This window comes from Amycolatopsis samaneae (assembly GCF_039541975.1).
Lineage (GTDB): Bacteria > Actinomycetota > Actinomycetes > Mycobacteriales > Pseudonocardiaceae > Amycolatopsis > Amycolatopsis samaneae.
Genome location: NZ_BAABHG010000037.1, coordinates 1 through 6,342, shown reverse-complemented (window position 1 = coordinate 6,342; position 6,342 = coordinate 1). Strand labels below are relative to the sequence as shown.

The window sequence follows — 6,342 nt, the reverse complement described above, 5'->3', positions numbered from 1 at the left end:
ACGGGGATGGTTACTACCTGAAGTCGGCCGCGGAGATGCGGGAGTACTGGGACAAGGAGGTCCCCGGTGCCGCCGACTCCACCCTGCTGATCGCCAAGAGCGTCGAGTCCTACGAAGAGGTCTACGCGCACAAGGACCGGCTGCCGTTCTTCGAGGTCCCCGACGGCTACGACCAGGGCACCTGGCTGCGCGCCGAGGTCGAGCGCGGTCTCAAGTGGCGGTACCCGGACGGCGTGCCGGACCCGTACTACAACGAGCGCATCGAGATCGAGCTCGACGTCATCATCGGCAAGGGGTTCCCCGCCTACTTCCTCATCGTCGCCGACCTCATCAACTACGCCCGCCGGGTGGGTATCCGGGTCGGCCCCGGCCGTGGTTCGGCCGCCGGTTCCCTGGTCGCGTACGTGCTCGGTATCACCAACCTGGACCCGATCCCGCAGAAGCTGCTGTTCGAGCGGTTCCTCAACCCCGAGCGCGTCTCGATGCCCGATATCGACATCGACTTCGACGACCGCAGGCGCGGCGAGATGATCCGGTACGCCACCGACAAGTACGGCGTCGACAAGGTCGCCCAGGTCATCACGTTCGGCACCATTAAGACCAAGGCGGCGATCAAGGACTCCGCCCGTGTCCACTTCGGACAGCCCGGCTACTCGATCGCGGACCGGATCTCCAAGGCGCTGCCGCCGCCGATCATGGCCAAGGACATCCCGCTCTCGGGCATCGTCGACTCCAAGCACGAGCGCTACGGCGAGGCCGCCGAGGTCCGCGCGCTGGTCGAGACCGACGAAGAGTGCAAGACGATCTTCGAGACCGCCCGCGGTCTCGAAGGCCTGATCCGCAACGCGGGCGTGCACGCCTGCGCGGTCATCATGTCCAGCGAGCCGCTGACCAACGCGATCCCGCTCTGGCAGCGTGACGACGGTTCGATCATCACCGGCTGGGACTACCCGTCGTGTGAGGCCATCGGCCTGCTGAAGATGGACTTCCTCGGCCTGCGGAACCTGACCGTCATCGGCGACGCCATCGACAACATCAAGGCCAACCGCGGCATCGACGTCGACCTCGACACCCTGGACGTCACCGACGAGGAGACCTACAAGCTGCTGTCCCGAGGTGACACGCTCGGCGTGTTCCAGCTGGACGGCGGGCCCATGCGTGACCTGCTGCGGCGCATGCAGCCGACCCAGTTCGACGACATCGTCGCGGTCGGCGCGCTGTACCGCCCCGGCCCGATGGGCATGAACGCGCACAACGACTACGCCGACCGCAAGAACAACCGGCAGAAAGTCAAGCCCATCCACCCGGAGCTCGACGAGCCCCTGCGGGAGATCCTGGCCGACACCTACGGCCTGATCGTCTACCAGGAGCAGATCATGCACATCGGCCAGAAGGTGGCCGGGTACTCGATGGGCCGCGCGGACGTGCTCCGCCGCGCGATGGGCAAGAAGAAGCAGGAAGTCCTCGAAAAGGAGTTCGAGGGCTTCGAGGCCGGGATGAAGGCGAGCGAGCTGGTCCCCGGCGGCTTCTCCTCCGAGGCCATCAAGGCGCTGTGGGACACGATCCTCCCGTTCGCCGGGTACGCGTTCAACAAGAGCCACGCGGCCGCGTACGGCCTGATCTCGTACTGGACCGCGTATCTGAAGGCGAATTTCACCGCGGAGTACATGGCGGCGTTGCTGACGTCGGTGGGGGACAACAAGGACAAGTCGGCGGTGTATCTGTCGGAGTGTCGCCGGTTGGGGATCAAGGTGCTGCCGCCGGATGTGAACGAGTCGGCGTTGCGGTTCGCGGCCGTCGGGGACGACATCCGGTTCGGGCTGGGTGCGGTGCGGAACGTGGGCGCGAACGTGGTCGAGTCGATCATCAAGACGCGTGAGGAGAAGGGGAAGTACTCCTCGTTCACCGATTTCCTGGACAAGTCGGAGCTGGTGGCCTGCAACAAGCGGGTGATCGAGTCGCTGATCAAGGCGGGTGGGTTCGACTCGATGGGCAACACCCGCCTGTCGATGATCCAGGTCCACGAAGACGCCGTCGAAGCCGTCGTCCCCCTCAAACGCCAGGAAGCCATGGGCCAGTTCGACCTCTTCGGGTCGTTCGGGGACGAGTCGGCCGAGGACGCCGTGAGCGCGTCGGCCTCGTCGCCGCTGGCACACCTCAAGTTCGGCGAGGAGGAGTACCCGCGCAAGCAGCTGCTCGCCTACGAGCGGGAGATGCTCGGCCTCTACGTCTCCGCGCACCCGCTCGACGGCGCCGAGCGCATCCTCCGCAAGCACGCGCCGCGGCCGATCGCGGCCCTGCTCGCCGACCCGCCGCGGGAAGGCGAGGTGGTGATCTCCGGCCTGATCACCGCGCTGGAACGCCGGGTCAACAAGAAGGGCGAACCCTGGGCCATCTGCACGGTCGAGGACATGGACGCCGCGATCGAGGTGCTCTACTTCCCCAAGTCGTACGCGTTGTTCGCCGCCGACCTGATCGAGGACAACGCCGTACTGGTCAAGGGCAGGGTCAACTGGCGCGAGGACAAGATGTCCGTCTTCGGCGGCGGGCTCGCCACGCTCGACCTCTCCGAGATCGCCAACGGCGAGGACGAGCCACCGCTGGTCCTGCTCGCCGCGGCCGAGAAGATCGACCAGTCGGTGGTCAGCGAGCTGAAGTCGACGTTGCTGGCGCACAAGGGCGAGACCCCGGTGCACCTCAAGCTGGTCGGGCAGCGGCAGCAGACCGTTTTCGCGCTCTACGACTACCCGGTCAAGGTCACCTCGATGCTGATCGGTGAGCTGAAGGGCATCCGCGGGATCACCGCGAACAGCTGATGTCCGAGGCCCACGAACCCGACCCGCGACGATGGAAAGCGCTTGCCGTCACCCTCGCGGCCGGGTTCATGGGCCTGCTCGACGTCAGCATCGTCAACACCGCGCTGCCCTCGATCCAGCGGAACCTGCACGCCACCAACGGCGGCATCCAGTGGGTGGTCTCCGGCTACGCGCTGACCTTCGGACTGGTGCTGGTCTCCGGCGGACGGCTCGGGGACGCCTTCGGCAGACGCCGGATGTTCCTGTTCGCGCTGGCCGCGTTCGTCGCGACCAGCGCGTTCGCCGGGGCCGCGCCGAACGAGACGACGTTGATCGTCGCCCGGCTGCTCCAGGGCGTCGCGGCGGGCATGCTGACCCCGCAGAACAGCGGGATGATCCAGGAGATGTTCCGCGGCGCCGAACGCGGGCGCGCCTTCGGCATGTTCGGCGCGGTGGTGGGGATCTCGACGGCGGTGGGCCCGGTGCTCGGCGGCGTCATCCTCGCGGCGTTCGGCGACCCGGACGGCTGGCGCTGGGTGTTCTACGTCAACGTGCCGATCGGTGTCGTCGCGTTCGCCTTCGCGCTGCGGCTGCTGCCGAAGAGCGAGCCGCGCCGGGTGCGGCTGCGCACCGAGATCGACTTCGTCGGCATCCTGCTGCTCGCCGTCGCCGTGCTCGGTGTGCTGCTGCCGCTGGTGGAGTCCGAGCAGGGCGGGCTGTCCCGGCTGTGGTGGCTCTTCGGCGTCGCGGTGGTGTTCGGTTTCGCGTTCGTCCGCTGGGAACGCGCGCTCGTCCGGCACGGCAGACCACCGCTGCTCGACATCCGGCTGTTCACCGGCACTCCCGGCTACGCGCCGGGAGCCGCGGTCGGCGCGCTGTACTTCTGCGGGTTCGCCGGGATCTGGCTGGTGTTCGCGATGTTCTTCCAGCAGGGGCTCGGTTACACCCCGCTGCAGTCCGGGCTGTCGGTGACGCCGTTCGCACTCGGCTCGGCGGTCGCCGCGGCCGTGGCGGGCAGGCTGGTGCCGCGCTGGGGCAGACGGCTCACCGTGACCGGGCTGGCCATGGTCGCCGTGGGCCTGCTCGTCATCGCGCTGCTCGCCGGGCTGGTGCCCGCGTCGATGGCCGGTGTCGCGTTCATCGCGCCGCTGGTGTTCGCCGGGATCGGCGGCGGCATGGTGATCTCGCCGAACACGACCTTGACCCTCGAATGCGTGCCGCCCACGATGGCGGGCGCGGCAGGGGGAGCGCTGCAGACCGGGCAGCGGATCGGCACCGCGATCGGCACGGCGGTGCTCGCGTCGGTCTTCCAGTCGGTGGTGGTCGCGGCCCCGGGCCGGTACCCGCTCGCGCTGTCCGTCGCGATGTGCTGCGCGGCGGTGGTCACGTGTGCCGCGCTCGTGCTCGCCGTCCTCGAACTGCGGGCCCGCCGGGCACGGGCGTTGCTCACCCAAGGTGACCGGGAACGGCGCGAAGCGGAGACCTCGGCCGCCGACATCCAGCGCGGGTAATCCGTTCGTGTCCATACGACAGCAGGGACCTATTACGCAGCGCATAAAAGGTGCTGCTCCATCCGGGTGACAGGCCCGGAGAACCACTGGCGCTACTCAGAGCAACCGGGTAGACCTAACGGGGCCTCCAGTGCGCCACTTCGATTACCTACAGTGGCAGCCCGACCGGCCTCCTGGGGATGGGGCGACCGGTCAGGGCGACGGGGTGTCCGGGGTGCGAGGGGAATGGACACCGCTGTCACCTCCTGAGAAAGCGCGTCGGCGTCCGCGGGGGACCGTTCGGCGCCAGCTCGGAGGAGCCATTTCGGGTACCGGTGAGCGCGGAGGCATCGAGCGGGCCCGGGTGAGGGGGAACCGGGCCCGCTCACCTTTTCCCGCTCTCGCCGCCGGTGTCGCGCTCGCTCCCGCGTCCCGATCGTGCTGGGATGACGGCGTTCGTGATCATGCCGAGCACAGGAGCGCCGATGTCCGAAGAGTCCGCGCGACCGGGTAACCGGATCAGGGTGTGGTACCGGCCCATGCGGTCGAGGGACAGTGCCGAGCACCATCGCGTCGCCACCCCGCTGGAGCTGTTGTTCGACCTCTGTTTCGTGGTCGCGGTCGGCCAGGCGGGCGCACATCTGCACCACGACTTCGCCGAGGGGCACTTCGGGCACGGAACAGTGAGTTTCGTCCTCGTGTTCTTCGGGATCTGGTGGGCCTGGCTGAACTTCAGCTGGTTCGCTTCGGCGTTCGACACCGACGACGTGCCCTACCGCCTGGCGACACTGGTGCAGATCGGCGGCGGGCTGACCGTCGCGGCCGGCGTGGAGAGCGCGTTCGACGGCGACTTCCGGGTGATGGTCGCCGGCTACGTCGTCATGCGGCTGGCGCTGGTCGCCCAGTGGCTGCGCGCGGCCCGCTCCTCACCCGAGCTCCGGGTCACGGCCCTGTGGTACGCCGCCGGGATCACGATCTGCCAGGTGCTGTGGGTGGTGCGCCTCGCCCTGCCCGACGCGGTGGGTCTCCCCGCGTTCGCCGTCATCGTGCTGGCCGAGCTCGCGGTGCCGATGCTGGCCGAGAGCCGGGCGGGCACCACGTGGCATCCGCACCACATCGCCGAGCGGTACGGCCTGTTCACGCTGATCGTGCTCGGCGAGACGGTGCTCAGCGCGACGAACGCGATCCGGGAGGGGATCAAGGAGGGGCACGTCGCGGGCCTGGTGAGCCTCGCCGTCGCCGGGCTGGTCCTGGTGTTCTCGCTGTGGTGGCTGTACTTCGACCAGCCGGGGCACCGGCGGCTGAGCGGGAACCCCGGCATGCTGACCACGATGAGCTGGGGTTACGGCCACTACCTGATCTTCGGCTCGGCGGCCGCGATCGGCACCGGGCTGGAAGTCGCCGTCGACTACGACACGCACCAGACGTCGATTCCCGGTCTCGCCGCCGCGCTGGTGACCACGGTCCCGGTCACGCTGTTCCTGCTCAGCGTCTGGCTGCTGCACATCGGCCCGACCAACGAGTGCCGCCCGATCGCCATCGGCTTCCCGGTGACGGCGGTGCTCGTGCTCGCCGCCTCGTTCACGCCGGCGCCGATCCACGTGACCGCGGTGCTCGCGGCCGCGCTCGTGGCCCTCACCGTTGTCGCGACCCACGGTGAGCGGGAGCCCTGACATCTCCGCAGGTCAGCGGCCCGTCGGCGCGTTAAGGTACCCCCCTGTTTCACCCCGTTCAGGGGCGTGTAAAGTTCTCCAAGTCGCCAGGGAAACCGGGCGGACACCGGGGCCACGAACCAAGCTCCCACGAAGGTGGTAGAGTGGGTGGTCCCAAAACCTGGAGAGCACATCCACCCTTGAGAAGCGCGAGTTTCGCGGGGTGTCGGGTGCGCCTTCGGAAACAAAGCTTGATGAATATCGCTTGAAGCAATTCAGTGTGTTGCTTGAGAACTCAACAGTGTGCTAGTGAACTAAGCCAGTAGAGCTTATTTGTTTGAAACCCTGCCTCGTTGGGGTTTCCTTTGAGAGCATTACATGCCTCGATCGAATTTGAAGACATTG

3 protein-coding genes are annotated in these 6,342 nt (G+C 67.8%); all 3 read left to right on the top strand.

Annotated elements, in window-relative coordinates; genetic code table 11:
• On the top strand, window positions 1-2,816 hold a 2,816-nt coding region (gene dnaE / locus ABD987_RS44400; RefSeq protein ID WP_345409065.1), incomplete at its 5' end, for a DNA polymerase III subunit alpha.
• Window positions 2,816-4,306: an MFS transporter gene (locus ABD987_RS44395; RefSeq protein WP_345409063.1), complete on the top strand. Its 1,491-nt coding sequence runs from the start codon at window positions 2,816-2,818 to the stop codon at window positions 4,304-4,306. The genes dnaE and ABD987_RS44395, both read left to right, overlap by 1 nt.
• A 464-nt stretch (window positions 4,307-4,770) precedes the next feature.
• Entirely contained in the window at window positions 4,771-5,958 is a 1,188-nt protein-coding gene (locus ABD987_RS44390) for a low temperature requirement protein A (RefSeq protein ID WP_345409061.1), read from the top strand.
• Window positions 5,959-6,342: the final 384 nt, after the last annotated feature.